This is a genomic window from Pseudomonas sp. AC136, assembly GCF_979258585.1.
The window spans coordinates 182783-207173 of the sequence record NZ_OZ409865.1; the positions used below are offsets into that span (position 1 = coordinate 182783).

Genomic DNA, 24391 nt, shown 5'->3' on the forward strand with positions numbered 1-24391 from the left:
TTCCCTCGAGGCGACCATGCTGCTCAAGTTCACTGATGTTTCCCTGGCCTATGGCGCAATGCCGCTGCTGGACAAGATTTCCTGGCAGATCGCCCGAGGCGAGCGGGTGTGCATCATTGGTCGCAACGGCACCGGTAAATCCAGCCTGTTGCGTATCGTCAAAGGCGACCGTGTGCCAGACGACGGCAGCGTATGGCGCGCCCCCGGTCTGAAAATCGGCGAGCTGCCGCAGGAACTGCCGGTAGCCGATGGCCGTACCGTGTTCGACGTGGTGGCCGAGGGCCTAGATGGCGTTGGCGCGCTGCTCGCCGAATACCATCACCTGAGCATGAACATCGTCACCGACGAAGACCTCAACAAGCTCATGCACGTGCAGCAAGAACTCGAAGCCAAAGATGGCTGGCGCTTGCAGCAATTGGTCGACAGCACCTTGAGCCGCCTGCAATTGCCGGCTGACAAAACCTTGGCCGAACTGTCCGGCGGCTGGCGTCGCCGCGTGCTGCTGGCGCAGGCGCTGGTGTCCGAGCCGGACTTGCTGCTGCTCGATGAACCGACTAACCACCTGGACATCGGCGCCATCGCCTGGTTGGAAGACGCCCTCAAAGACTTCCAGGGCGCTGTGCTGTTTATCACCCACGACCGTTCCTTCCTGCAAAACCTGGCGACGCGCATTCTCGAGCTCGACCGTGGCGGCCTGATCGACTGGAACGGCGACTACGCCAGCTTCCTGGAGCACAAAGAACAGCAACTGGCGGCCGAAGAAACCGCCAACGCCTTGTTCGATAAGCGTCTGGCCCAGGAAGAAGTGTGGATTCGCCAGGGCATCAAAGCCCGCCGCACCCGTAACGAAGGCCGCGTACGTGCGCTGAAAGCGTTGCGCGTAGAACGCAGCGAACGCCGCGAGCGCACCGGCAAAGCGAATATCCAGCTGGATACGTCGGAGAAGTCCGGCAAGCAAGTGATGGTGCTGGACAACGTCAGCTTCGCCCACGCCGGCGGTCCGATGTTGATCAAGGACTTTTCCATGGTGCTTCAGCGTCAAGACCGTATCGGCCTGCTCGGGGCCAACGGCACCGGCAAGACCACCTTGCTCAAGCTGATGCTGGATGACCTGCAACCGACCCAGGGCAAAGTGGAAGTGGGCACTCGTTTGGAGGTGGCGTACTTCGACCAGTTGCGCCATCAGTTGGACTTGGAAAAAACCGTGATTGATAACGTGGCTGAAGGCCGCGACTTTATCGAAATCGACGGCCAGAACCGCCATGTGCTCAGCTACCTCGGCGATTTCCTGTTCAGCCCGCAGCGCGCCCGAACGCCGGTGAAAGCGTTGTCCGGCGGTGAGCGTGCGCGTCTGTTGCTGGCTAAGCTGTTTAGCAAACCGGCGAACCTGCTGGTGCTGGACGAACCGACCAACGACCTCGACGTAGAAACCCTCGAACTGCTGGAGGAAGTGCTGTCCAACTTCGCCGGCACCGTGTTGATGGTTAGCCACGACCGGGCATTCCTCGACAACGTGGTCACCAGCACGCTGGTGTTCGAAGGCGAAGGCAAGGTGCGCGAATACGTGGGCGGTTATCAGGACTGGCTGCGCCAAGGCGGATCGCCACGCTTGCTCGGCGTGGGCGAGAGCAAGTCGGGCAAACCGGAAACCACGGCGCCCGCGCCTAGCGCTGCTGCGCCGGCTGCCGCACCGGCACAAGAGCCTGCGAAAAAGAAATTGAGCTACAAGCTGCAACGCGAGCTGGAAAGCCTGCCGGGTCTGATTGACGCGCAGGAAGCCAAGATCGCGCAGGTTAATGAAGAAATTGCCGGGCCGACCTTTTACCAACGCCCTGCTGCCGAAACCGCAGCAGTGCTGGCCAGCCTGGAAACCCTGCAGCAAGAACTGGACGCGCTTGTTGAGCGCTGGGCAGAGCTGGACGCCTGATCTGTTTGTCGGAGACCTGAATGGCCATCGAGTACCGGATTTCCCTCGACGATAGTCACGAGTTTGGCTATCGCATCGAACTCAACCGCGAGTACGACCAAGAGCGCGCGCTTCAGGCGCCGGCCTGGACGCGGCTTGAGTATCACCAGTGCAGCAACTGCCCGCTCAAGCGTGAGCAGTACAGCCACTGCCCGGCGGCGGTGGATTTGCATCGGGTCATCGAGGATTTCCAAGGCTTGCCGGCGTTCCAGAAAGCGCATTTCTGGGTGCGCACACCGGAGCGCGAATACAGCAAGCAAGTCGGCCTGGAGGAGGGCTTGCGCGCCTTGCTCGGGCTGATCATGCCGACCAGCGCCTGCCCGGTGCTGAGCAAGCTCAAGCCGATGGCGTTCAACCATTTGCCGTTTGCCAATAATCAGGAATTTATTCTGCGTGCGGTGTCGCTGTACTTGTCGCGCCAGTACTTCAACTTCCGTGAAGGGCGGCATGCGGATTGGGAATTGAAGGGCTTGGTGCGGCTGTTCCAACAATTACAGCTGGTCAATCAGGCGTTCTGGCAGCGCATTCACGACGTGTGCGAAGGCGACTCGAACCTTAAGGCGTTTCTGACGTTTTTTTCGATGTCGACCAGCATCACCCACTCGCTGGAAACCCAGTTGCAGAAGATTCGGCCGATGGTGATGAGTGCGGGGGATTTGCCGGAGTAACTAAACATCCAGCACCGTCGTCCCCGCGTAGGCGGGGACCCAGAATAGTCGGTGTTACACGCAATGAGCGTACGCCTCGATATTCTGGATTCCCGCCTTCGCGGGAATGACGGTGAGTAATTTATTCCGGTTTCTTCAATCGCACGGCCAGCACGTCACACGGCGCGCCGTGCAGTACGTCATTGGCGGTGGAACCTAGTAGCAACGCCAGGCCGTGACGGCCGTGACTGCCCACGACGATCAAATCAGCGCCTTGCTCGGCGGCCAGGCGGTGGATTTCCTGGCGCGGTTGTCCGTAGACCAGGTGGCGGCTTTCAGTGCCCAACTCGGGATATTTGGCGGAGTAACTGTCCAGCCGCTCACGGGCCTGTTCGAATTGCTGTTGTTGCAAGGTGGACAGGTCCATCGGTACGTCGCCACCAAAGGCCATGGCCATCGGTTCGACAATATGCACCAGCGACAGCTTGGCCTGGCTGGCGGTGGCGAGCGCATAAGCGCGCTTCATCACCGGGTCGCATTCTTCGGAAAGATCCAAGGCAACCAGAATGTGCTGATAGGGCATGACGGTGACTCCTCCTGAGGCGAATGATCAAAGTATGGCTGTGATTGTTAGCTAAATGCAGCACTTTTAATGGTGAGATTTAACGTATGACCGTGTGGATCGTGGTGCTGCTTATTGCCGTTGTGCTGAGCCCGTTGGCCTGGCTGCGCCCCTCGCGGCGTCAGCAAGGGCGTATGGCCATTCGCATGGCCGCGCGCAGTCAGGGGCTGGGGATGCAGTTGTCGCGTCAGGAGTGGCCGCACTGGCTGCCCGAAGAGCCGCCCAGCCCGTGCCCGCAATACCACCGCGCCCGCCGCCGAGGGGCGAGCGATAGCTGGTGTTATTGGCAAATGAGCGCGGGAAATTGGGTAAACCAATGGCGTGAGCCCTGCACCGACGCCGCGCTGCTGCCGCATCTGCACACGCTGCCGGCCGACGTTTATAAAGTCGAAGCAACGACGCAAATGATTTCCCTGTGCTGGGGCGAAGCGGGTGACGTGCAAGGCGTCGAGCCCGTAGCGGCAGTGTTGAAGGCGCTGGCCTGACGCACTCGCCCTGGTAGGAGCCAGCTTGCTGGCGAACCCTGCGGCCACCCGTCCTGAACGGTGTTCCCAAGATTCTCCAGCAAGCGGGGGCCGCCGGTTCGAGCGCACGATAAAAAAAGCCCGAAAACATATTCGGGCTGGGTTGGCCAGGCAGGCCGGAAATTCGGGTGCTGTGGTCAAAGCTTGGCGGCCAGGTACTGCGCCGAAACTCCTTCCAAACCATCGATAATGCTGTCTGAGTACTTACTGACCACGAAAGGTACAGAGTTCTCGTTGTAATTTTTCAGCGATTTTTCGATGTAGCGCCATTTGGTGTTGATGCCGTTGAGCGATTCGCGGATTTGCGCGGTGTTTTGCGGCGACTGCTCAAGCGTAGTCAGCTTGCCGGCGAACTGGGTGACCAGGTCGTCAATGGTTTGCTCATCCCCGGCGGCGCTGCCAATAAAGGTGCCGCCCACCGAGGCACTGCGCGAAGCATAGTCCACGGCGATGGCTTGCATGAGCAAACTTTGCTCGCGGCTCTGCTGAGTCATAGGCGGCACAATCTGGCCGCTTTCTTGTTGAATTTTCCCATACAGCTCGTTGCTCAGCGCCATCAGCTGCTGATTGCGAGTGGCCAGATCGGCCACGGGCTGCAGGTCGGTGAAACCTTGGGTTTTCATCGCGGTGGTGAGGCTTTTCAACTCGCTTTCATACGCGCCGAGCTGTTGCGCGAGTTGCGCGCGCATGGCCTTGGAAGCGTCGCCAGGAAGGTCGGTTAGCTCGGCCAGACGCGCGTTGGCGTTTTGTACCGATTCTTCAATCAAGCGCGCGTAGCGCTGATCGCCGTCCATGCTGTTGTACATGTAGAAGTCACCCAGACTTTTCTGCGCAGCCAGGCGTAGCTGATGCAACTTCAGCAGCGCGTCGGTTCCGGCGGCGGGGGTGGCGGCGTGGGCGCCTAAAGGGAGAAGGGCGGTCAGTACGAGGCTCAGCAGTATGGCAAGCGGACGGCTCGTCATGGTTACTCCGTGGGGCTTCATTGTTTTTATTTTTTGTCACGCGTTGGCAGCGTGTTGAGACGACTGTACCTGCGCCGTTTGGCTTTTACTAGCGCTCACCGGCATCACAATGATGGCATTCCCCTACAGCGCAGTAAGCGCGTGCTAGAGCAGTTGGAATGTTTTCCCTGACAGCACGGTCGATATTTCCTTACGAGGTAAGACGAAATATCGCTCCAATTGACAAGCGCAATCTTTTCTACGAAGGTGTTCGCACCCGAATCAAACGGGCGTATGAATCAAGTGTTTGCTTTGCGCAGCACGGTTCATAGGCCGCCCGAATATCGCGTCGGCGGGTGTGTCAGGCTGTTCGAGACTATTCTCGACGGTCCTGCTGCGGACCAGTCCGCTGCTTGGCGTCCGACGTGTACGTTCAGCTTCCATACCGTGGAGATCAGTTGATGATTTACGAAGGTAAAGCCATCACGGTTAAGGCTCTTGAGAGTGGCATCGTCGAATTGCAATTCGACCTCAAGGGTGAGTCCGTCAACAAATTCAACCGTCTCACACTGGCCGAACTGCGCCAGGCCGTGGACGCCATCAAGGCCGACGCGTCTGTTAAAGGCGTAATTGTCAGCAGCGGCAAAGACGTGTTCATCGTCGGCGCCGACATCACCGAGTTCGTCGACAACTTCAAAATGTCCGACGAAGAGCTGGTAGCCGGCAACCTTGAAGCCAACAAAATCTTCAGTGATTTCGAAGATCTTGGCGTTCCGACCGTTGCGGCCATCAATGGCATCGCATTGGGCGGCGGTTTTGAAATGTGCTTGGCTGCGGATTACCGCGTCATCGCTAGCAGCGCCAAAGTCGGCCTGCCAGAAGTCAAACTGGGCATCTACCCGGGTTTCGGCGGCACCGTTCGTCTGCCGCGTGTTATCGGTACCGATAACGCCATTGAGTGGATTGCTGGCGGTAAAGAAAACCGCGCAGAAGACGCCCTGAAAGCAGGCGCTGTCGATGCCGTAGTCGCTCCTGAAAAACTGCAAGCAGCCGCTCTGGACCTGATCAAGCGCGCCATTTCTGGCGAGCTGGACTACAAGGCCAAGCGTCAGCCGAAGCTGGAAAAAATCAAGCTCAACGCTATCGAGCAAATGATGGCCTTCGAAACCGCCAAAGGTTTCGTAGCCGGTCAAGCTGGCCCGAACTACCCGGCGCCGGTTGAAGCGATCAAAACCATCCAGAAAGCGGCCAACTTCGGTCGTGACAAAGCCCTGGAAGCAGAAGCCGCCGGTTTCGTGAAACTGGCCAAAACTTCTGCTTCGCAGAGCCTGGTGGGCCTGTTCCTGAACGATCAGGAACTGAAGAAGAAAGCCAAAGCGTACGACGCTGTCGCCAAAGACGTGAAACTGGCCGCCGTACTCGGCGCCGGCATCATGGGTGGCGGTATCGCTTACCAGTCGGCCGTCAAAGGCACGCCGATCCTGATGAAAGATATCCGCGAAGAGGGTATCCAGATGGGTTTGGCCGAGGCGTCCAAACTGCTGGGCAGCCGCGTCGCAAAAGGTCGTCTGACCGCAGCCAAAATGGCTGAGGCACTGACTGCCATTCGCCCAACCATGTCCTACGGCGACTTCGGTCACGTCGACATCGTGGTTGAAGCTGTGGTCGAAAACCCGAAGGTTAAGCAAGCCGTGCTGGCCGAAGTGGAAGCCGTGGTTAAGGAAGACGCCATTCTGGCTTCCAACACCTCGACGATCTCCATCAGCCTGCTGGCCAAGGCGCTCAAGCGTCCTGAGAACTTCGTTGGCATGCACTTCTTCAACCCGGTGCACATGATGCCGCTGGTTGAAGTGATTCGTGGCGAGAAGTCCAGCGAAGTGGCTGTGGCCACCACCGTTGCCTACGCCAAGAAAATGGGCAAGAGCCCGATCGTGGTCAATGACTGCCCAGGCTTCCTGGTCAACCGCGTGCTGTTCCCGTACTTCGGCGGCTTCTCCAAGCTGATCAGCGCTGGCGTCGACTTCGTGCGTATCGACAAAGTCATGGAGAAATTCGGCTGGCCCATGGGCCCGGCTTACCTCTCCGACGTAGTCGGCATCGACACCGGCCACCACGGCCGTGACGTAATGGCTGAAGGTTTCCCGGACCGCATGGCTGTTGAAGGCCGTACCGCGGTAGACGTGATGTACGAAGCCAACCGCCTGGGCCAGAAAAATGGCAAAGGTTTCTACGCCTACGAGATGGACAAGCGCGGCAAGCCGAAGAAAGTGACCGACCCGGTTGCCTACGAAGTGCTCAAGCCCGTCATCACCGAACAGCGTGAAGTGACTGACGAAGACATCATCAACTTCATGATGATTCCGCTGTGCCTGGAAACCGTTCGTTGCCTGGAAGACGGCATTGTCGAAACCGCAGCTGAAGCCGACATGGGCTTGATCTACGGCATCGGCTTCCCTCCCTTCCGTGGTGGTGCACTGCGTTACATCGATTCGATCGGTGTAGCCGAGTTCGTCGCCCTGGCTGACAAATACGCCGACCTGGGCGCGCTGTACCACCCCACCGCGAAGCTGCGTGAGATGGCCGCCAACGGCCAGAGCTTCTTCGGTTAAGCGCGTAACGCATAGAGCGAGAGTGAATTTATGAGCCTGAATCCAAGAGACGTGGTGATTGTCGACTTCGGTCGCACCCCGATGGGTCGTTCCAAAGGCGGCATGCACCGCAACACCCGCGCAGAGACCATGTCTGCGCAACTGATTACCGGCGTGCTGGCACGCAACCCGAAGCTGGATCCAGCTGAAGTGGAAGACGTGATCTGGGGCTGCGTAAACCAGACCCTGGAGCAAGGTTGGAACATCGCGCGCATGGCGTCGCTGATGACCCCGATCCCGCACACCAGTGCTGCCCAAACCGTCAGCCGCCTGTGCGGCTCGTCGATGAGCGCACTGCACACCGCCGCTCAAGCAATCATGACCGGCAACGGTGACGTGTTCGTCATCGGCGGCGTGGAGCACATGGGCCACGTGGGCATGATGCACGGCGTGGATCCAAACCCGCACCTGTCCCTGTACGCCGCCAAGGCCTCGGGCATGATGGGTTTGACCGCTGAAATGCTCGGCAAAATGCACGGCATCAGCCGTGAAGCGCAGGACGCATTCGGTGAGCGTTCCCACCGTCTGGCCCACAAGGCCACCGTCGAAGGCAAGTTCAAGGATGAAATCATCCCGATGCAAGGCTACGACGAGAACGGCTTCCTGAAGGTGTTCGACTACGACGAAACCATTCGTCCGGAAACCACCGTGGAAAGCCTGGCTGCTCTGAAGCCTGCGTTCAACCCGAAAGGCGGCACCGTAACTGCCGGTACTTCGTCGCAAATCACCGATGGTGCTTCGTGCATGATCGTGATGTCGGCTCAGCGCGCTCAAGACCTCGGCATTCAGCCGATGGCCGTGATCCGCTCGATGGCAGTGGCGGGCGTTGACCCGGCAATCATGGGTTACGGTCCAGTACCGTCGACCCAGAAAGCGCTGAAACGCGCCGGTCTGACCATCAACGACATCGACTTCTTCGAGCTCAACGAAGCTTTCGCCGCACAGGCCCTGCCAGTGCTGAAAGACTTGAAAGTGCTCGACAAGATGGACGAGAAGGTTAACCTGCACGGCGGCGCCATCGCCCTCGGTCACCCGTTCGGCTGCTCTGGTGCGCGCATTTCCGGCACCTTGCTGAACGTGATGAAGCAGCACGGCGGTACCTTTGGCGTGTCGACCATGTGTGTCGGCCTCGGCCAAGGCATCACCACCGTCTTCGAACGCATCTAAGGGAACGCTCGGCAACGAGCGGACTCCACATGCGAGGCGGTGAACAACCGGGGCCCTGTGCCCCGGTTTTTATTTTTGTCAGACCACGCTTTTATTTTTTACCGACATGAGGAAGCTTTGATGCACGTACAACCCGGCCTCTATCGTCACTACAAAGGTCCCGAGTACCGCGTGTTCGGTGTCGCGCGGCACTCCGAGACCGAAGAGGAGGTGGTCGTGTACCAGGCGTTATACGGCGAGTACGGCCTTTGGGTGCGACCGCTGAGCATGTTTACCTCCACCGTCGAAGTGGACGGCGCGACTATGCTGCGCTTTGCTCTGATCGAGGCCGAACCGGATCGCTTTGTGCGGCCTTGAGCTGGCATCAGACGTGATCCGCCCTTGACCTCGGCTTAGTCGCCACTATATATAGCGGTGCCGCGAAAGGCGGCCCCCGCCATTCAGTTCTCACATTCAGGAAATTTCCGATCCATGGGCAAATCGCTGGTCATCGTGGAATCCCCGGCCAAGGCCAAGACCATCAACAAGTATTTGGGCAACCAGTACGTGGTGAAGTCGAGCATCGGCCATATCCGTGACCTGCCTACCAGCGGTTCGGCCAGTGCAGCCAAAGAGCCAGTCAAACGGGGCAAGGCTGCTGCAGCCGAAGCGCCGGTGCTGAGCGCCAAGGACAAAGCCAAGCGCCAACTGGTGGCGCGCATGGGCGTCGATCCGGAGCACGGCTGGAAAGCCAAGTACGAAATTCTTCCTGGCAAGGAAAAGGTCGTCGAAGAGCTGCGCCGTCTCGCCAAAGATGCTGACACCATCTATCTCGCAACCGACTTGGACCGCGAGGGGGAAGCCATTGCCTGGCACCTGCGCGAAGCCATTGGTGGCGACGACAGCCGCTACAAGCGCGTGGTGTTCAACGAGATCACCAAGAAGGCCATTCAGGAAGCGTTCTCCAAGCCGGGCGAGTTGGACATCAACCGCGTCAACGCCCAGCAAGCACGCCGCTTCCTCGACCGCGTTGTGGGCTACATGGTCTCGCCGCTGCTGTGGGCGAAAATCGCCCGTGGCCTGTCGGCCGGCCGCGTGCAATCGGTAGCCGTGAAACTGGTGGTGGAGCGCGAGCGCGAAATTCGTGCGTTCAACCCCGAAGAATATTGGGAAATTCACGCCGACTTGGGCACCGCCAAAGGCGCCAACGTGCGCTTTGAAGTGGCCCGTGAAAACGGCGAAGCCTTCAAGCCGCTGAACAAGCAGCAAGCCGATGCCGCGCTGGCCAAGCTGAAAAGCTCCAGCTACAGCATCGTCAAACGCGAAGACAAACCGACCAGCAGCAAGCCGTCGGCGCCGTTCATCACGTCCACCTTGCAGCAGGCCGCGAGCAACCGCCTGGGCTTCGGCGTGAAGAAAACCATGATGATGGCCCAGCGTCTGTACGAGGCTGGCTACATCACTTATATGCGTACCGACTCGACCAACCTATCGGCCGATGCCGTGACGATGGTTCGCGATTTCATCGAAGGCGAGTTCGGCAAGAAATACCTGCCGGCCAAGCCGAACGTGTACAGCAGCAAGGAAGGCGCCCAGGAAGCGCACGAAGCGATTCGTCCTTCTGACGTCAACCTCAAGCCGACGCAGCTGTCGGGCATGGAGCGCGACGCCGAGCGTTTGTACGAACTGATCTGGCGCCAATTCGTGGCCTGCCAGATGCCGCCAGCCGAATACCTGTCGACCACCGTCAGCGTCAAAGCCAGCGAATTCGAACTGCGCGCCAAAGGCCGCATTCTCAAGTTCGACGGTTACACCCGCGCCATGCCGCAAATCAGCAAGCCCGGCGATGACGATGTGCTGCCCGACATGAGTGAAGGCGAAGCGCTGAAGCTGATCCAGCTCGACCCGAGCCAACACTTCACCAAGCCGCCGGCACGCTACTCCGAAGCCAGCCTGGTTAAAGAGATGGAAAAACGTGGCATTGGTCGTCCTTCGACCTACGCAGCGATCATCTCCACCATCCAGGAACGCGGCTATGTGGCGTTGCACAACCGTCGTTTCTACTCGGAAAAGATGGGCGATATCGTTACTGAGCGCCTGAGCGAAAGTTTCTCCAACCTGATGGACTACGGCTTCACCGCCGGCATGGAAGAGAACCTCGACGACGTCGCCCAGGGCGAGCGCGAGTGGAAAAACGTGCTCGACGAGTTCTACGGCGACTTCAAGAAAAAACTCGAAGTGGCCTCGGAAAGCGACAACGGCATGCGTGCCAACCAGCCGACGCCTACCGATATCGCCTGCCGTGAGTGCGGCCGGCCGATGATGATTCGCACTGCCTCGACCGGCGTGTTCCTCGGTTGTTCGGGCTACAGCCTGCCGCCAAAAGAGCGCTGCAAATCGACCATCAACCTGATTCCCGGCGACGAAATCGCTGCCGATGATGAAGGCGAGTCGGAATCGCTGGTACTGCTGGGCAAACACCGCTGCCCGATCTGCAGCACGGCGATGGATGCTTATCTGCTGGACGAAACCCGCAAGCTGCACATCTGTGGCAACAACCCGGATTGCGCCGGCTACGAGATCGAGCAGGGCAGCTACCGCATCAAAGGCTACGAAGGGCCGAGCCTGGAGTGCGACAAGTGCGGCAGTCAGATGCAACTGAAGACCGGCCGTTTCGGCAAGTTCTTCGGTTGCACCAACCCCGAGTGCAAGAACACACGCAAATTGCTGCGTAGCGGCGAGCCGGCGCCACCCAAAATGGACGCGGTGAAAATGCCGGAGCTCAAGTGCGAGAAGGTGAACGACACCTACGTGCTGCGCGACGGCGCCAGCGGCTTATTCCTCGCCGCTAGCCAGTTCCCGAAAAACCGCGAAACCCGCGCGCCGTTGGTGCTGGAGTTGATCCCGCATAAAGACGAGATCGATCCGAAGTACCACTTCCTGATGTCGGCGCCGAAGAAAGACCCGGATGGCCGTCCTGCGGTCATACGCTACAGTCGCAAGACCAAAGAGCAGTACGTGCAGACCGAAGTGGAAGGCAAGCCGACGGGATGGCGTGCGTTCTACGACGGCAATGCCTGGAAAGTCGAAGACAAGCGTTAATCCCTAGCACGCGCGCCAGTTTCGGCTGGCGCGCGTATGGTGAGTCTGTCTGCCGTGGAGGGTGCCGCAATGGCCCATGAACTCTATACCCGCACCAACCAAAAATTATTCTTCGCCGGTTTGTCGCTGGAAGCCTGGCGTCGTGCCGAGGAAGGCCAGGCGGTCAACGCACCGGCACTGATTCTGGCCGAGCGCGAGGCGTGCCTGTTTCATCTCTATGGCGCGCTGCTTGGTTTATGCCATGAAGTAGCCGGCTACTACCGCTTCGACGAGGTTAACGTGCCTCGTGTGGAAGCGATTCTGACGCCGGCCGTGTTGAGCGCTACCCCGAGCCCGGAATTAGCGGAGCTGGTGGAATTGGCTCAGCAGTCGGAAACCTGGCTGGCACAAATGATCAGCGCCTACCAGGCATTGTTCCTGCCGCCCAAAGCGCCCGCGAAGGCCAAAGTGGACCCGACGCTACCGTTGATCGAAGCGTACAGCCTGGATGAAGAGCAGCCGCTGCTGCCTCGAGCAGAACTGGAAAGCTGGCGTCAGCACCTGAAAGCCCTGGCTTTGCGCTTTCGTGAAACCTTGAGCGAGTGCTGAGTTTTTCTGGCCGTTGCGTCAAGTGAATGGATGGCTGGGCTAGGGAAGAGGGCCGACGGGCTGATACACTGCCGGCCTCACGTGGAGATTTAAGTTTATGCCTACATCCTTTCTAGAAATTGTCGAGTTGCCCGACGGGCGAATTGCCCTGCGTCGCGCCGAGGATGAAGAGGCGTTGGTGGTATTGGATTTCTCGGCGGATGCCAAAGCATTCCTTCAAGGCCACCACGTTGAAGTGGCTAAAGCCATGCTCAACGTCGGCGTTCAAATGGCCGGCCGCTTGGCAGAAGGCGACTTTGAAAAAGACGAAGGCCCGCGCGTTCTGCATTAATTGCTGAGCCGAACCCGGCCCCATAAAAAAAGGCACCTGAGCAGGTGCCTTTTTTTATGGGGCCGGGAACGAGCGCATGGCTTGCCGGTTGGGTTGACCGAGCATGCTGTGGATCACGCATCTCGGCTAATCGAAATGCCGCCCAGCCGCGCCCACAAAAACATCACAGGTTCAAAACCACGGTTGGCTTACCCAATGCGGCGCAATCCAACCCAATCCAGCCGACGCCACTAATCCAGCCGACGCAACTAGCCCAAGCTGATGTTCAAGCTCTGCGCTTTACCGGTGCGCGCTGCCATGGCGAGCTGGTCGCGGGCAGGGCGATGCAGCGGATGCAACCAGCTCACCACCGTGTGGCTGCGGCCCAGTCGCAGCGCTTCACAGGCCAGCTCCAGCGGACTTTGCCCCGAGCGCGGTTGCAGCAACAAAATGCGTTCGCGGTTCAGGCCAGCATCGCGCAGCCAGGCTTGAGTAAGGCTGGCGGGCGGGGCGATCAAGGTCAGCCAGCGAGCGTCTTGCTCTTGGCTAAGTTCGCGCAGGATCGGCGCCAGCAGATGCAGGCAGTTCCCGGCAGCGCCACGCAGCGACAGTTCGCTGAATGTCTCTGGTTCTGGCTCTTCGAACCAACCGGTTTCAACGATATCGGTCAACAACGGCGCCGACGATTGCGTCAGGAAGGCGTCGAACAATGGCAGTTGGGAACGGTCCAGCGCTTGTGGGAACTGCATACAGCCTCCTCAGCGGCGAATAACGCCGACACTCAATCCTTCGATCACCAGATCCTGTTCGGTCAGGTCGATCTCGATGGGGGCAAACTCGGGGTTTTCGGCGATCAACCAGACCTTATCGCCTTCACGCTTGAAGCGTTTCACCGTCACCTCATCGTCGATGCGTGCCACCACAATCTGGCCGTTGCGGGCCTGTTGGGTGGTGTGCACGGCGAGCAGGTCGCCGTCGAGGATGCCGACGTCTTTCATACTCATGCCGCGTACACGCAACAGATAGTCGGCGCGAGGGTGGAAAAACTCGGGGTTGATACGGCAAGATTCCTCGACATGCTGCTGCGCCAGAATGGGCGCACCGGCTGCGACGCGTCCGATGATGGGCAGGCCTGTTTCTTCGTCGCTGCTCGGTTCAAAACCGGGAATGCGAATGCCACGGGAAGCGCCGGGCGTCATCTCGATAGCGCCTTTACGCGCCAGGGCCTTCAGGTGTTCTTCCGCAGCATTGGGCGATTTGAACCCAAGCTGTTGCGCGATTTCAGCGCGGGTGGGCGGGTAACCGTTGTCTTCAAGGCATTGCTTGATGAAGGCGAGAATCTCGGCTTGGCGTGGCGTGAGTTTGAGCATGTCCGGTCTCTGTCTTTTTATACAGTGACTGGGATTATATACAGTGATCGGCACTTGGCAATGCTTCTGTGCGTAGCGAGTGCAAAGTTTCTCCTTTCATAGGAGAAATTCGTAGGCGAAAGTGATAGTTACAGCGCAACGTGACTGCTCAGCCAAATTACGGTTACTGCGACTTGACAATCTCACCGCTTGAAACGTATGTTTCAAACAAGTGTTTGTCAGGTGATTCCCATGGCTCAGTCAGAAACAGTCGAACGCATCCTGGATGCCGCAGAGCAGCTCTTTGCGGAAAAAGGCTTTGCCGAGACATCCCTTCGTTTGATCACCAGTAAAGCTGGGGTCAACCTGGCCGCTGTGAATTACCACTTCGGTTCCAAGAAAGCGCTGATTCAAGCGGTGTTCTCCCGTTTCCTGGGTCCATTCTGCGCCAGCCTCGAGCGCGAGCTGGATCGCCGCCAAGCCAAACCCGAAAGCAAGGCCAGCCTCGAAGAGTTGCTGGAAATGCTGGTGGAACAGGCCCTGGCGGTGAAGCCGCGCAGTGGCAATGACCTGTCGATTTTCATGCGGCTGTTGGGCCTGGCGTTCAGTCAGAGCCAGGGCCATTTGCGTCGTTATCTGGAATACATGTACGGTAAAGTGTTCCGCCGCTATATGCAGCTGGTCCACGAAGCTGCGCCCCGCATTCCCCCAATTGAGCTGTTCTGGCGCGTGCACTTTATGCTCGGCGCGGCGGCGTTCAGCATGTCGGGCATCAAGGCGCTGCGGGCGATTGCCGAGACCGATTTCGGCGTGAGCACCTCCATCGAGCAGGTCATGCGCTTGATGGTGCCTTTCCTTGCCGCTGGCATGCGCTCGGAAACCGGTGTTACCGACGACGCCCTGGCCAGCGCCCAGCTGCGCCCGCGAACCAAAACTTCCGCGTCGGCGTCCCAGCCTAGCAAGGTGTAAAACCGGCAAATCGCCTGCTGCCAGCAACGGGCGTGATCGGCTAAGCTTGCCGCCCATGACGATCCTCGATTCGCTGCACATTTCCATCGCTGACCAGCTGCTCTACGGTTTTGCCGCAGGGCGCCTGGTGCTGCGTCTGCCTGTTTCCACCGCACTGAATGGGGCAGGGGAGCAGAACGGTTCGAACTGCACGCCGCGTGGCCTGCACCAGGTTCGCGCGAAAATCGGTGACGGTTTGCCCTTGGGCGCGGTGCTGCGGGGGCGGCGCTGGACCCAGGAAATCTGGTCGGCCGAACTTGGCGAGCAATTCCCAGGCCGCGACTGGATCCTCACCCGTATTCTCTGGCTCAGCGGCTGCGAGCCGGGCGTTAATCGCCTCGGCACGGTCGATACTTTCCGCCGCTACATCTATCTACACGGCACGCCCGACAGCGAGCCCATGGGCGTGCCGCTGTCCCATGGTTGCATCCGCCTGCGCAACACCGACGTGCTGGAACTGTTCCCCCGCGTGCCTCTCCATTGCCCTGTAAAAATTGACGAAGCCGCCTGCCCGCAGTGGGCGACGGCCGCTCTCAGCTAAGGATTTGTTATGACTGTTGGCCTGCAAGGCTCATTGATGCTGGATATCGGCGGCACCTGGCTGACTGCTGAAGACCGCCAGATTCTGCGTCAGCCCGAAGTGGGCGGTCTGATCTTGTTCGCGCGCAACATTGAAGACCCACGCCAGGTGCGCGAACTGTCTGCCGCTATTCGCGCTGTACGTCCCGACTTGCTGTTGGCGGTCGACCAGGAAGGCGGACGCGTCCAGCGTCTGCGCCAAGGCTTTGTGCGCCTGCCGGCCATGCGCGCGGTTGCCGACAACGCCAACGCCGAGCGCCTGGCAGAGGAGTGCGGTTGGCTGATGGCCACTGAAGTGCTGGCGGTGGGGCTCGACCTCAGTTTCGCCCCGGTGCTGGATTTGGATTACCAGCGCAGCGCCGTGGTGGGCAGCCGTTCGTTCGATGGCGATCCGGCGCGCGCTGCGCTGCTGGCGGGCGCCTTTATTCGCGGCATGAACGCGGCCGGTATGGCCGCCACCGGTAAACACTTTCCCGGTCACGGTTGGGCCGAAGCTGACTCCCACGTGGCCATCCCCGTGGACGAGCGCAGCCTGGACGATATTCGCGCCAACGACCTGCAGCCCTTCGCCCGACTGAGCAAGCAACTGGCTGCCGTGATGCCCGCCCATGTCATTTACCCGCAGGTAGACGACCAGCCAGCCGGTTTCTCGCGTCGCTGGCTGCAGGAAATTCTGCGCGGCGAACTGCAGTTTGACGGTGTGATTTTCAGCGACGACCTGTCCATGGTCGGTGCCCATGTGGTTGGCGATGCTGCCGACCGAATTGAGGCCGCATTAACTGCCGGTTGCGACATGGGCTTGGTGTGCAACGACCGCGCCGCCGCTGAGCTGGCATTGAGTGCGTTACAGCGCCTGCGCGTAACGCCGCCCACTGGCTTAGCACGTATGCGTGGCCAAGCCGTTTCCAGCACTGATTACAAACAGAACCCGCGCTGGTTGCAGGCTGTGGGTGAACTGCAAGCGGCACAGCTCATCTAGGCCAGACCTTCTTTTCCCAGGAAATCGACATGACCGTTTTCGCAATTATTGGTGGTACCGGCCTGACAAAACTGGAAGGCCTGACCATCAGCGCCGTGCTCAACATCGAAACCCCATACGGCGCGCCGTCTGCGCCGATCTTGCGGGGCAATTATGCTGATCGCGAAGTGCTGTTTCTCGCCCGCCACGGTCACCCGCACCGCATTCCGCCGCATCAGGTGAACTACCGCGCCAACATCTGGGCGCTTAAACATGCCGGCGCTGAAGTCATCGTCGCGGTGAACGCAGTCGGCGGCATTCACGCTGCCATGGGCACCGGCCATTTCTGCGTGCCGCATCAAATCATCGACTACACCCATGGCCGCGAGCACACCTTCTTTGCCGGCGAGCTTGAGCACGTCACCCACATCGATTTCAGCTACCCCTACAACGACATCCTGCGCGACCAACTGATCGAAGCCCTGGCCGCTGAAGGCGTGGCCTACAGCAGTCACGGCGTGTATGCCTGCACCCAGGGGCCGCGTCTGGAAACCGTGGCGGAAGTGGCGCGTCTGGAGCGCGATGGGGCCGACATCATCGGCATGACCGGTATGCCCGAAGCGGCCCTGGCCCGCGAGTTGGAGCTTCCCTACGCGTGTTTGGCCCTGGTGGTGAATCCGGCCGCCGGCAAAAGCCACGCGATCATCACTATGGCTGAGATCGAGCGTGCGCTGGACAACGGCATGGACAAGGTGCGCGCCACCTTGGCGCGGGTATTGGCCGGCTAGGGCGCTCCTACAAGATCGCAGGATGACGCAAGCCGTCTGCAATGCAGCTAATCTCAAAACGACTCTGGAATATTCCTCAGGTTGTTTGAACGGATGTCAGGGAACCGGCATCCATGCTCTAGCTTTATGACTGGTTCAATCGGAGGACTCGAGATGAACAGTGCCGCAGTTGATGAGCACGCCTTTCGCCGAATGCTGACCCGTAACCTGGCTTTGCCCATAGGTTCGGGCGTCCTGGGTACGGGGCTGTTTATCGCCCTGGTCGCCTACCTGCTGTATGTCCTCAGTTGGGTCGAGCACACGGATCAAGTGATTGCCCAAGCTAATGAAGGGTATCGGCTGACGATCGATCAGCAAGCCGGGCTGCGTGGCTACCTCATTGCTGGTGAAACCGAGGTATTGGCGCCGTATGAAGAGGCGCGTAGCCGAATCGGCAGTCATATGGATGGCCTCAAGCAATTGGTCGCCGACAACCCCGCGCAGCTGGAACGGGTGCGCGATATTCAGGACTTGCAGGAGCGCTGGGCCGTAATGGCCGCCGACCTGATCAAGCAGCGCCAAGCCACCAATGCGCCGCCGGCCTCGGTGAAAGTCGCCGGCGGATCGTTGATGACCTCTATCCGCAAACAATTCGCCGACCTCATCGGCACCGAGCAGCAGCTGCGCCACGACCGCAACGAGCGGGCCAGCTTCATGGCGAGTCTAACCATTAGCCTGTACGCGATATTCAACCTGTCATTCAGCGGCATTCTGGCGTTTTTCGGCCGGCGTGAATTGGTCCGGCTGTCGCGGTTTTACAGCAGCCTGTTGAAGCAGCGGGAAGTTGTAAACGAGCAGTTGCAGCAGCAGGCCTGGCAGCGCGAAGGCCAATCGCAACTGGCTGAACGCATCATCGGTCAGCCCAACACCGCCTCTATCGGCATGACCGCGCTGACGTTTCTGGGGCATTACCTGGATATGGTTGTCGGCGCGTTTTACGTGCGCCAGGACCACGGCAAATTGGAACGCGTGGCGGATTACGGCTTTGATGCCGAGCATCAAGCCACGCCGCAAGCATTCAGCGACGGCACGGGCCTGGTCGGCCAGGTTGCGGTGGAGCGGCGCGCCCGAGTGATTCCGGGGCTTAATGCCGGTTACTTGAAGGTCAGTTCCGGGCTGGGCCAGGACGCGCCCATGGCCGTGATGCTCGCGCCGATCCAGAACAACGGTGACGTCAACGGCGTGCTCGAGCTGGGCTTTATGCGCGAGCTGAGTGAACGCGAGCAAACCTTTGTGCAGTCGATTACCGATGGCCTCGGCACGTCCATCGACGTGGCCCGTTATCGCCAGCGCCTGCATGAGTCGTTGCACGAAACCCAGCAGCTCAACGAAGAATTGCAGGTTCAGCAGGAGGAGCTGAAAAGCGCCAACGAAGAGCTGGAAGACCAGTCGCGCCTGATTCAGGAGTCGCAGGTCAATCTGGAACAGCAGCAAGCCGAGTTGGAGCAGACCAATGATCAGCTCAACCAGCAAACTCAGTTCCTCACCCGCCAGCGCGATGAGCTAGACGAGCGCAACCACGCCTTGGCCCAAGCCCGCGCAGAACTGGAACAGCGCGCCGCTGAACTGGAACGCGCCAGCACCTATAAATCTGAATTCCTGGCCAACATGTCCCATGAACTGCGCACGCCGCTGAACAGTTCACTGATTCTGTCGCGGCTGTTGGCAGACAACGCCAAGGGCAATCTCGACGAACAACAAACCAAGCACGCCGAGCTGATTTACTCCTCGGGCAAAGACTTGTTGGCCCTGATCAACGACATTCTCGACCTGTCTAAAGTCGAGGCCGGCCACCTGGAAATTCGCCCTGAAGAAACCTCGCTGAAGCGCTTGGCCGATGGCCTGGAGCGGTTGTTCCAGCCGCAAGCAGCAGAGAAAGGCCTGCACTTCGACGTGCGTGTGGCGAGCGATGCGCCCGTGCATTTTGTCAGCGATGCGCAGCGCGTTGAGCAGGTGGTGAAGAACCTGCTCTCCAACGCCTTCAAATTCACCAAGTCTGGCAGCGTCAGTTTGCGCATCGAGCCGGCTGACGCCGGCGTGGCCTTTGTGGTCAGCGACACGGGCATCGGCATCAGCCCTGAACAGCAAGGCGTCATTTTCGAGGCCTTCCGCCAAGCCGATGGCAGCATCAATCGGCACTTCGGTGGCACCGGGTTGGGACTGTCCATCTCGCGCAATCTTGCCGAGGTCTTAGGCGGACATATTTCGGTGCAAAGCGAGGCGGGCAAAGGCAGCCAGTTCACACTCTGGCTGCCGCTCAACTATGCCGAGCCGGTGGCGGGGCGCGCGCTCGATGTGGGGCGTCTGTTTATTAACAGCGAGCCTGCGAGGCGGACCGCAGCCAGCGACGGCAACGTTGCCGAAGCCACTCGAAACGAGCCACCGGCCCGCCCGCAAGCGCACTTCCCGGACGACCGCCACAAGCCCGACATGCCCGGCCGCTGCGTGCTGGTGATTGAGGACGAAGTGAAGTTCGCGCAAATTCTGTTCGACCTTGCGCACGAGCTACATTACCGCTGCCTGGTGGCCCACAGCTCAACGGAGGCCTACGAACTGCTGGCCGTTAACCAACCGGACGCCATTTTGCTGGACATGCGCTTGCCCGACGAACCTGGCTTGTCGCTGCTGCAACGCCTGAAAGAAGATCCGCGCACGCGGCATATTCCCGTGCACGTGATTTCCGCCGACGATCGCACCGAACTGGCGCTGCATCTGGGCGCCGTCGGCTATGCGCAAAAGCCGACCACCCGCGAGTCGCTGGTTGAGGTGTTCTCATTGCTTGAGGCGCGCCTGACCCAGAAGGTGCAGAGGCTGCTGATCGTCGAGGGCGACGCCCGGCAGCGCGACAGCATCGCCCAACTGGTTGATGATCTCGACATCGAAGTGACCGCTGTTTCCCATGGTGAGCAGGCCCTGGCGCTGCTGCACCAAACCCCATTCGATTGCATGGTCATCGACCTGGAACTGCCGGACATGCACGGCAACGAACTGCTGACGCGCATGGCCAACGAGCACATTGACGCCTACCCGCCGGTGATCGTGTATGTGTCTCGCCCGCTCACACGCGGCGAAGAAGAGAGCCTGCGCAAGCATTCGCGCTCGATCATCATCAAAGGCGCACGCTCACCGGAGCGTTTGCTGGACGAAGTGACGTTGTTCCTGCACAAAGTCGAAAGCCCCAACGGCCATTCACGCCGCTCGCCCAACAAGGGTGCCGTGAACCGCGATGAGGTGTTCCAGAACCGCCAGGTGATGGTGGTGGATGACGACATGCGCAACGTTTATGCATTGATCAGTGCATTGGACGAGAAGGGCGTGACCGTCATCAGTGCTGGCAATGGGCAGGAGGCGCTGGACAAGCTCGACGAGAATCCGCACATCGACTTGGTGCTGATGGACGTGATGATGCCGGTAATGGACGGCTACGAGGCGACGCGCCGCATTCGCCAGGATTCGCGCTTTGCCAAGCTGCCCATTATTGCCGTGACCGCCAAGGCCATGAAGGACGACCAGGAGCAGTGCCTGAAGGCCGGGGCCAGTGATTACCTGGCCAAGCCGTTGGATCTGGAGCGGTTGTTTTCGTTGATTCGGGTGTGGTTGCCGAGATCGGATATGGGTTGATCCCTCTGTGCCAAACGCCCCGGTTTGGCTCCCTCTCCCGCGAGCGGGAGAGGGCAGGGGTGAGGGTAGGTTTTTATCTGTGACGTTAATGGCCGTTCAGTCCGAAACTCTGGATCCCCGCCTGCGCGGGGATGACGGAGGTGGGGTGGCGACCTCCGTCACTGAGCGCAGCGCAAAGCGCAATTACTTCGCCGCCTTCGCCTCACTTACCTCCCGCTCGGGCTTGGGCGCAAACTTCGCGGCCAGGCGCATCGAGCCCACTACCAAACGCTGATACAGCGATGGCAGCAGCCGTTGCATAGCATCCAACGCCCATGCATCGGCACCAATCAAGATGCGTCGGTTATTGCGCAGCACGCCGCGCAGAATCACCTGCGCCGCTTTGTCCGGGGTAGTGCGCAGCAGCTGGTCGTTGAATTGCTGCCGCGCCTGGTCGGCGGCCTGGCCGGTGACGTTGCTGAGGCTGTCGTTCATGCGTGCGGTCTTGGCGATATTGGTTTTGATCCCGCCCGGGTGCACGCAGCTGGCCGACACCGCGCCGCCGGCCATATCCAATTCCTGACGCAACGATTCGGTAAAGCCGCGCACGGCAAACTTGGTGGCGTTGTAGGCGCTCATGCCGGGCTGGGAAAACAAGCCGAATACGCTCGACACGTTGATGATATGCCCGTCGCCCGAGGCCTTCAGGTGCGGCAGGAAGGCTTTGCTGCCGTACACCACGCCCCAGAAGTTGATGTTCATGATCCATTCGTAGTCGGCGTAGTCGTTGCCTTCCACGGTGCCGCCCTGGGCGACGCCGGCGTTGTTGAACACCAGGTTGACGCGGCCATGGTCGAGCACCACCTGGTTGGCCCAGGCGTGCACGGCGTCGCGGTCGGCGACGTTGACCTGATTGTCGGTAACGGTCACGCCCAGGGTGCGTGCCGTGGCGGCGGTTTCAGCCAGGGCTTCGCTGTTCACATCGGCCAGGGCCAGATGGCAGCCCTGACGGGCGAGGGCGTAGGCCAGCGCGCGGCCGATACCAGAACCTGCGCCAGTGATGGCGGCCACTTTGTTTTCGAAGGACTTCATGCTGCCACCTCGCTGGTTAGCGCCACGGAGGGCAAATAGCCTTGGGCGGGATGCGCCGGCTGGGCGCGATTGAAATGATAGGCCGCCGGGTCGAAGTTGCGCGTCAGCAGGCGGAAGCGCCAGGTGAAGCCCGGCCACACCGTGCAGTTCCGGCCGCTGACCGGGTGTAAGTACCAGCTCATGCAGCCACCGGCGTTCCACACGGTTTTTCCCAGTTGGCCCTGAATTTTCGCGTTGAAGCGGTCTTGGACGTCGCGCTTCACTTCCAGGCTTTGCAGGTTGCCTTTGTCCAGCACCTTCAGGGCGCCCAGCACGTAGTTAATCTGCGACTCGATCATGTACACCATCGAGTTATGGCCAAGGCCGGTGTTCGGGCCCATGAGGAAAAACAGGTTAGGGAAACCGGCCGTCAGCGTGCCTTTGTAGGCTTGCGGACCTTCGGGCCAGGTGTCGAGCAGGTCGACGCCTTCGCGACCGAAAATCACGCCACGGGGCATGGGGTCGCTGGGGGTGAAACCGGTGCCGAAGATGATCGCGTCAATGGGCCGCTCTTTGCCGTCGGCGGTGACGATGCTGTTGGCGCGAATCTCTTGAATACCGTCGGTGATGACATCGACGTTGGGCTGGGTCAGCGCCGGGAAGTAGTCGTTGGAGATCAGCACGCGCTTGCAGCCCATGGTGTAGTTGGGCGTGACTTTGGCGCGCAGCACCGGATCTTTGATCTGCTTGTTGATGAACGCTTTGCCCACCCATTGCGCCGCTTTCATGATGCGCGGCAACAGGGCGAAACCAATCACGCGGCTCTCCAACATGGCGTAAATCACGCCGCGCCAGATTTTTTGAGCGAGCGGGAAACGCTTGAAACGGTCGCGCTCTTTGTCGCTGATGGCGCGGTCGGGTTTGGGCATGATCCACGGAGCCGTGCGCTGGTAGAGATCAAGCTGGCCGACCTGTTTCTGAATACGCGGTACGAATTGGATGGCCGAGGCGCCGGTGCCGATCACTGCGATGCGCTTGCCGGTCAGGTCGTACTCGTGGTCCCACTGCTGGGAATGGAAAACCTTGCCGGTGAATCGTTCGAGGCCGTTCAGGTGCGGAATCGACGGCGTGGAAAGTGCGCCCATGCCGGACACCACGAACTGCGCGGTGTAGTGGTTGCCTGCGGTGTCGTGAATGCGCCACAGCTCGGCTTGGTCGTCCCAGCGCATGCCGGCAACTTCGGTTTGCAACAAGGTGTTGTGCTGCAACCGGTACTTGTCCCAGCAGCCTTCCAGATAGCTTTTGATCTCTGGCTGGCGGGCGAACATACGCGTCCATTGCGGGTTGGGCTCGAAGGAAAACGAGTACAGGTGCGATTGCACGTCGCAGCCACAACCGGGGTAGTTGTTGACGCGCCAGGTGCCGCCGACGCCGGCTTCCTTCTCGAACATCAGAAAGTCGTTGTCCCCTTGCTGCTTCAAACGGATGGCCATACCCAGCCCGGAAAAGCCGGTACCGATGATGGCGATTTTGGTATGCCGCACGGCGCCGGGCGTGGCGTCGGCAGGGGTGGCGTTTGCGGGTGAAACGGCAGGTTGTGCGCCCATGAACAAGCTCCTGTTATGATTGTTGTCGCTGTCTACAGTTGTCTACTTGAGCAATACTGTTACTGTGAATACCGACGTATACAGTCGTATACATTGGCGTTATGTATACACCCGTATACCGAAAACTCAACCCAACCTTCCGTAGGGCGACGCGCTGCGATGACCACACCGGCCGAACACACCGCCACAAAAACCGTTACCGCTCAGGGCAAGCGCCTGCTGCTGGACGCCGCGTTACGTCTGGCGGCGGTCAGTCGAAGCTTGAGCGGATTGGGCCTGCGCGAACTGGCGCGCGAAGCCGGTTTGAACCCGAACACCTTCTACCGGCACTTCAAAACCGTGGACGACCTTGGGCTCGAGATGATTACCGAGATGGGGGCGCGCATCCGCCAGCCGCTGCGCGACTTGCGTTTCGAGGCGGCTCAGCGGGCGGGCCAGGACGCAGAGGTCAAACTGGTGTTCGGTGTCGACCTGCGCCGTGGGCAGCGGGTTTGCCGGGAAACCGTGGAGTTGTTCTTCGACTACGCCGCGCAAAACCCGCAAGCCTTTATCGTCGGTGTGCGTGAGTTGCATGGCAGCTCGAAGCCGCTGCGCGATGCGCTCGAACAGATGATGGAAGCCTTTGCCTTGGACATGGCCGAAGACCTGGAGAAGCTGCAATTGCTGCCGAATCTGCAACCTTCGGCGGTGCGCCAGGTGTCGTCGATGATCAGTCGGCAGTTGTTTCAGCAGTCGTTGGATTACATCGAACAGGTCGACCGCCGGCCTGCAATCTGTGCTGAAGCACAGGCGCAGATTCTGATGATGTTTGCTGGCGCGACGGTGTTGCAGGCGGTGGGGGAGTTGCGGTTGAGCGGTGATTGAAGCCCTGACGAAAAACGTTCCCTCTGCCCGCTTG

Annotated in this window: 21 protein-coding genes; 15 read left to right on the forward strand and 6 right to left on the reverse strand. The window is 59.9% G+C overall.

Annotated elements, in window-relative coordinates; translation table 11 throughout:
* Nucleotides 1-16: 16 nt before the first annotated feature.
* Together ACZZZU_RS00795 and ACZZZU_RS00800 are read left to right on the forward strand one after the other, a co-directional pair.
* Complete coding sequence (locus ACZZZU_RS00795) at nt 17-1927, forward strand: ATP-binding cassette domain-containing protein (RefSeq protein ID WP_463549420.1); 1911 nt, start codon at nt 17-19, stop codon at nt 1925-1927.
* Nucleotides 1928-1947: 20 nt separating this feature from the next.
* On the forward strand, nt 1948-2634 hold the full coding sequence (locus tag ACZZZU_RS00800; RefSeq protein ID WP_122450574.1) for a DUF6901 family protein: 687 nt from the start codon (nt 1948-1950) through the stop codon (nt 2632-2634).
* 121 nt (nt 2635-2755) lie between these two features.
* Here ACZZZU_RS00800 and ACZZZU_RS00805 read toward each other — a convergent pair whose 3' ends face one another.
* Complete coding sequence (locus tag ACZZZU_RS00805; protein ID WP_463549421.1) at nt 2756-3196, reverse strand: universal stress protein; 441 nt, start codon at nt 3194-3196, stop codon at nt 2756-2758.
* A gap of 86 nt (nt 3197-3282) precedes the next feature.
* Between ACZZZU_RS00805 and ACZZZU_RS00810 the strand changes: the two genes are divergently transcribed.
* Nucleotides 3283-3720 (forward strand): hypothetical protein, encoded by a 438-nt coding sequence (locus tag ACZZZU_RS00810; protein ID WP_463549422.1) that lies wholly within the window; start codon nt 3283-3285, stop codon nt 3718-3720.
* A gap of 176 nt (nt 3721-3896) precedes the next feature.
* On the opposite strand, the gene ACZZZU_RS00815 is transcribed toward ACZZZU_RS00810, so the two are convergent.
* Nucleotides 3897-4721: a hypothetical protein gene (locus tag ACZZZU_RS00815; protein WP_122495403.1), complete on the reverse strand. Its 825-nt coding sequence runs from the start codon at nt 4719-4721 to the stop codon at nt 3897-3899.
* 440 nt (nt 4722-5161) lie between these two features.
* On the opposite strand from ACZZZU_RS00815, the gene fadB reads away from it, so the two are divergent.
* From fadB to ACZZZU_RS00845, 6 genes are all read left to right on the forward strand, one after another.
* Nucleotides 5162-7309, forward strand: coding sequence for a fatty acid oxidation complex subunit alpha FadB (fadB, locus tag ACZZZU_RS00820; protein ID WP_463549423.1), 2148 nt, complete (start codon nt 5162-5164; stop codon nt 7307-7309).
* Between the two features lie 30 nt (nt 7310-7339).
* On the forward strand, nt 7340-8515 hold the full coding sequence (gene fadA / locus ACZZZU_RS00825) for an acetyl-CoA C-acyltransferase FadA (RefSeq protein ID WP_463549424.1): 1176 nt from the start codon (nt 7340-7342) through the stop codon (nt 8513-8515).
* A gap of 120 nt (nt 8516-8635) precedes the next feature.
* Entirely contained in the window at nt 8636-8872 is a 237-nt protein-coding gene (locus ACZZZU_RS00830) for a DUF1653 domain-containing protein (RefSeq protein ID WP_122495409.1), read from the forward strand.
* A gap of 114 nt (nt 8873-8986) precedes the next feature.
* Entirely contained in the window at nt 8987-11596 is a 2610-nt protein-coding gene (gene topA / locus ACZZZU_RS00835) for a type I DNA topoisomerase (RefSeq protein WP_463549425.1), read from the forward strand.
* 69 nt (nt 11597-11665) lie between these two features.
* A complete protein-coding gene (locus ACZZZU_RS00840) occupies nt 11666-12184 on the forward strand; it encodes a DUF6586 family protein (RefSeq protein ID WP_463549426.1) in 519 nt (172 codons plus the stop codon).
* Between the two features lie 97 nt (nt 12185-12281).
* Entirely contained in the window at nt 12282-12515 is a 234-nt protein-coding gene (locus tag ACZZZU_RS00845) for a hypothetical protein (RefSeq protein WP_110614760.1), read from the forward strand.
* Between the two features lie 248 nt (nt 12516-12763).
* Here the strand turns inward: ACZZZU_RS00845 and sulA are convergent, their stop codons facing one another.
* Together sulA and lexA are read right to left on the reverse strand one after the other, a co-directional pair.
* Nucleotides 12764-13243 carry an SOS-induced cell division inhibitor SulA gene (gene sulA, locus ACZZZU_RS00850; RefSeq protein ID WP_463382969.1) on the reverse strand — a complete coding sequence of 160 codons (480 nt, stop codon included), beginning with the start codon at nt 13241-13243 and terminating at the stop codon, nt 12764-12766.
* 9 nt (nt 13244-13252) lie between these two features.
* On the reverse strand, nt 13253-13864 hold the full coding sequence (lexA, locus tag ACZZZU_RS00855; protein ID WP_463382968.1) for a transcriptional repressor LexA: 612 nt from the start codon (nt 13862-13864) through the stop codon (nt 13253-13255).
* A gap of 231 nt (nt 13865-14095) precedes the next feature.
* Here lexA and ACZZZU_RS00860 point away from each other — a divergent pair, with 231 nt between their 5' ends.
* The 5 genes from ACZZZU_RS00860 (at nt 14096) to ACZZZU_RS00880 (ending at nt 20836) form a co-directional block, all read left to right on the forward strand.
* Nucleotides 14096-14812: a TetR/AcrR family transcriptional regulator gene (locus ACZZZU_RS00860; RefSeq protein ID WP_463549427.1), complete on the forward strand. Its 717-nt coding sequence runs from the start codon at nt 14096-14098 to the stop codon at nt 14810-14812.
* A 55-nt stretch (nt 14813-14867) separates the two neighbouring features.
* On the forward strand, nt 14868-15392 hold the full coding sequence (locus tag ACZZZU_RS00865) for a L,D-transpeptidase family protein (RefSeq protein WP_463549428.1): 525 nt from the start codon (nt 14868-14870) through the stop codon (nt 15390-15392).
* Nucleotides 15393-15413: 21 nt separating this feature from the next.
* Nucleotides 15414-16409: a beta-N-acetylhexosaminidase gene (gene nagZ / locus ACZZZU_RS00870; protein ID WP_463552084.1), complete on the forward strand. Its 996-nt coding sequence runs from the start codon at nt 15414-15416 to the stop codon at nt 16407-16409.
* A gap of 29 nt (nt 16410-16438) precedes the next feature.
* Nucleotides 16439-17176, forward strand: a complete 738-nt coding sequence (locus ACZZZU_RS00875; RefSeq protein WP_122495427.1) for an S-methyl-5'-thioinosine phosphorylase — start codon at nt 16439-16441, stop codon at nt 17174-17176.
* A gap of 153 nt (nt 17177-17329) precedes the next feature.
* The gene (locus ACZZZU_RS00880) at nt 17330-20836 is read left to right on the forward strand and encodes a response regulator (RefSeq protein WP_463549429.1); all 3507 of its coding nucleotides are present in this window, start codon (nt 17330-17332) and stop codon (nt 20834-20836) included.
* 183 nt (nt 20837-21019) lie between these two features.
* Here ACZZZU_RS00880 and ACZZZU_RS00885 read toward each other — a convergent pair whose 3' ends face one another.
* On the reverse strand, nt 21020-21907 hold the full coding sequence (locus ACZZZU_RS00885) for an SDR family NAD(P)-dependent oxidoreductase (RefSeq protein ID WP_463549430.1): 888 nt from the start codon (nt 21905-21907) through the stop codon (nt 21020-21022).
* Nucleotides 21904-23493 (reverse strand): flavin-containing monooxygenase, encoded by a 1590-nt coding sequence (locus ACZZZU_RS00890; RefSeq protein ID WP_463549431.1) that lies wholly within the window; start codon nt 23491-23493, stop codon nt 21904-21906. Before ACZZZU_RS00890 ends, ACZZZU_RS00885 begins: the two co-directional genes overlap by 4 nt.
* Before the next feature lie 159 nt (nt 23494-23652).
* On the opposite strand from ACZZZU_RS00890, the gene ACZZZU_RS00895 reads away from it, so the two are divergent.
* A complete protein-coding gene (locus ACZZZU_RS00895) occupies nt 23653-24357 on the forward strand; it encodes a TetR family transcriptional regulator (protein ID WP_463549432.1) in 705 nt (234 codons plus the stop codon).
* The last annotated feature ends 34 nt before the right edge of the window (nt 24358-24391 follow it).

Bases quoted from the DNA above. Each gene is read 5' to 3' on its own strand.
- ACZZZU_RS00800 (WP_122450574.1), top strand. From the start codon at position 1,948: ATGGCCATCGAGTACCGGATTTCCCTCGACGATAGTCACGAGTTTGGC.
- ACZZZU_RS00815 (WP_122495403.1), bottom strand. From the start codon at position 4,721: ATGACGAGCCGTCCGCTTGCCATACTGCTGAGCCTCGTACTGACCGCC.
- topA (WP_463549425.1), top strand. From the start codon at position 8,987: ATGGGCAAATCGCTGGTCATCGTGGAATCCCCGGCCAAGGCCAAGACC.
- ACZZZU_RS00890 (WP_463549431.1), bottom strand. From the start codon at position 23,493: ATGGGCGCACAACCTGCCGTTTCACCCGCAAACGCCACCCCTGCCGAC.
- ACZZZU_RS00865 (WP_463549428.1), top strand. From the start codon at position 14,868: ATGACGATCCTCGATTCGCTGCACATTTCCATCGCTGACCAGCTGCTC.
- ACZZZU_RS00895 (WP_463549432.1), top strand. From the start codon at position 23,653: ATGACCACACCGGCCGAACACACCGCCACAAAAACCGTTACCGCTCAG.
- ACZZZU_RS00795 (WP_463549420.1), top strand. From the start codon at position 17: ATGCTGCTCAAGTTCACTGATGTTTCCCTGGCCTATGGCGCAATGCCG.
- ACZZZU_RS00840 (WP_463549426.1), top strand. From the start codon at position 11,666: ATGGCCCATGAACTCTATACCCGCACCAACCAAAAATTATTCTTCGCC.
- ACZZZU_RS00880 (WP_463549429.1), top strand. From the start codon at position 17,330: ATGAACAGTGCCGCAGTTGATGAGCACGCCTTTCGCCGAATGCTGACC.
- fadA (WP_463549424.1), top strand. From the start codon at position 7,340: ATGAGCCTGAATCCAAGAGACGTGGTGATTGTCGACTTCGGTCGCACC.
- ACZZZU_RS00845 (WP_110614760.1), top strand. From the start codon at position 12,282: ATGCCTACATCCTTTCTAGAAATTGTCGAGTTGCCCGACGGGCGAATT.
- ACZZZU_RS00885 (WP_463549430.1), bottom strand. From the start codon at position 21,907: ATGAAGTCCTTCGAAAACAAAGTGGCCGCCATCACTGGCGCAGGTTCT.
- ACZZZU_RS00860 (WP_463549427.1), top strand. From the start codon at position 14,096: ATGGCTCAGTCAGAAACAGTCGAACGCATCCTGGATGCCGCAGAGCAG.
- ACZZZU_RS00810 (WP_463549422.1), top strand. From the start codon at position 3,283: ATGACCGTGTGGATCGTGGTGCTGCTTATTGCCGTTGTGCTGAGCCCG.
- ACZZZU_RS00805 (WP_463549421.1), bottom strand. From the start codon at position 3,196: ATGCCCTATCAGCACATTCTGGTTGCCTTGGATCTTTCCGAAGAATGC.
- ACZZZU_RS00875 (WP_122495427.1), top strand. From the start codon at position 16,439: ATGACCGTTTTCGCAATTATTGGTGGTACCGGCCTGACAAAACTGGAA.
- lexA (WP_463382968.1), bottom strand. From the start codon at position 13,864: ATGCTCAAACTCACGCCACGCCAAGCCGAGATTCTCGCCTTCATCAAG.
- fadB (WP_463549423.1), top strand. From the start codon at position 5,162: ATGATTTACGAAGGTAAAGCCATCACGGTTAAGGCTCTTGAGAGTGGC.
- ACZZZU_RS00830 (WP_122495409.1), top strand. From the start codon at position 8,636: ATGCACGTACAACCCGGCCTCTATCGTCACTACAAAGGTCCCGAGTAC.
- sulA (WP_463382969.1), bottom strand. From the start codon at position 13,243: ATGCAGTTCCCACAAGCGCTGGACCGTTCCCAACTGCCATTGTTCGAC.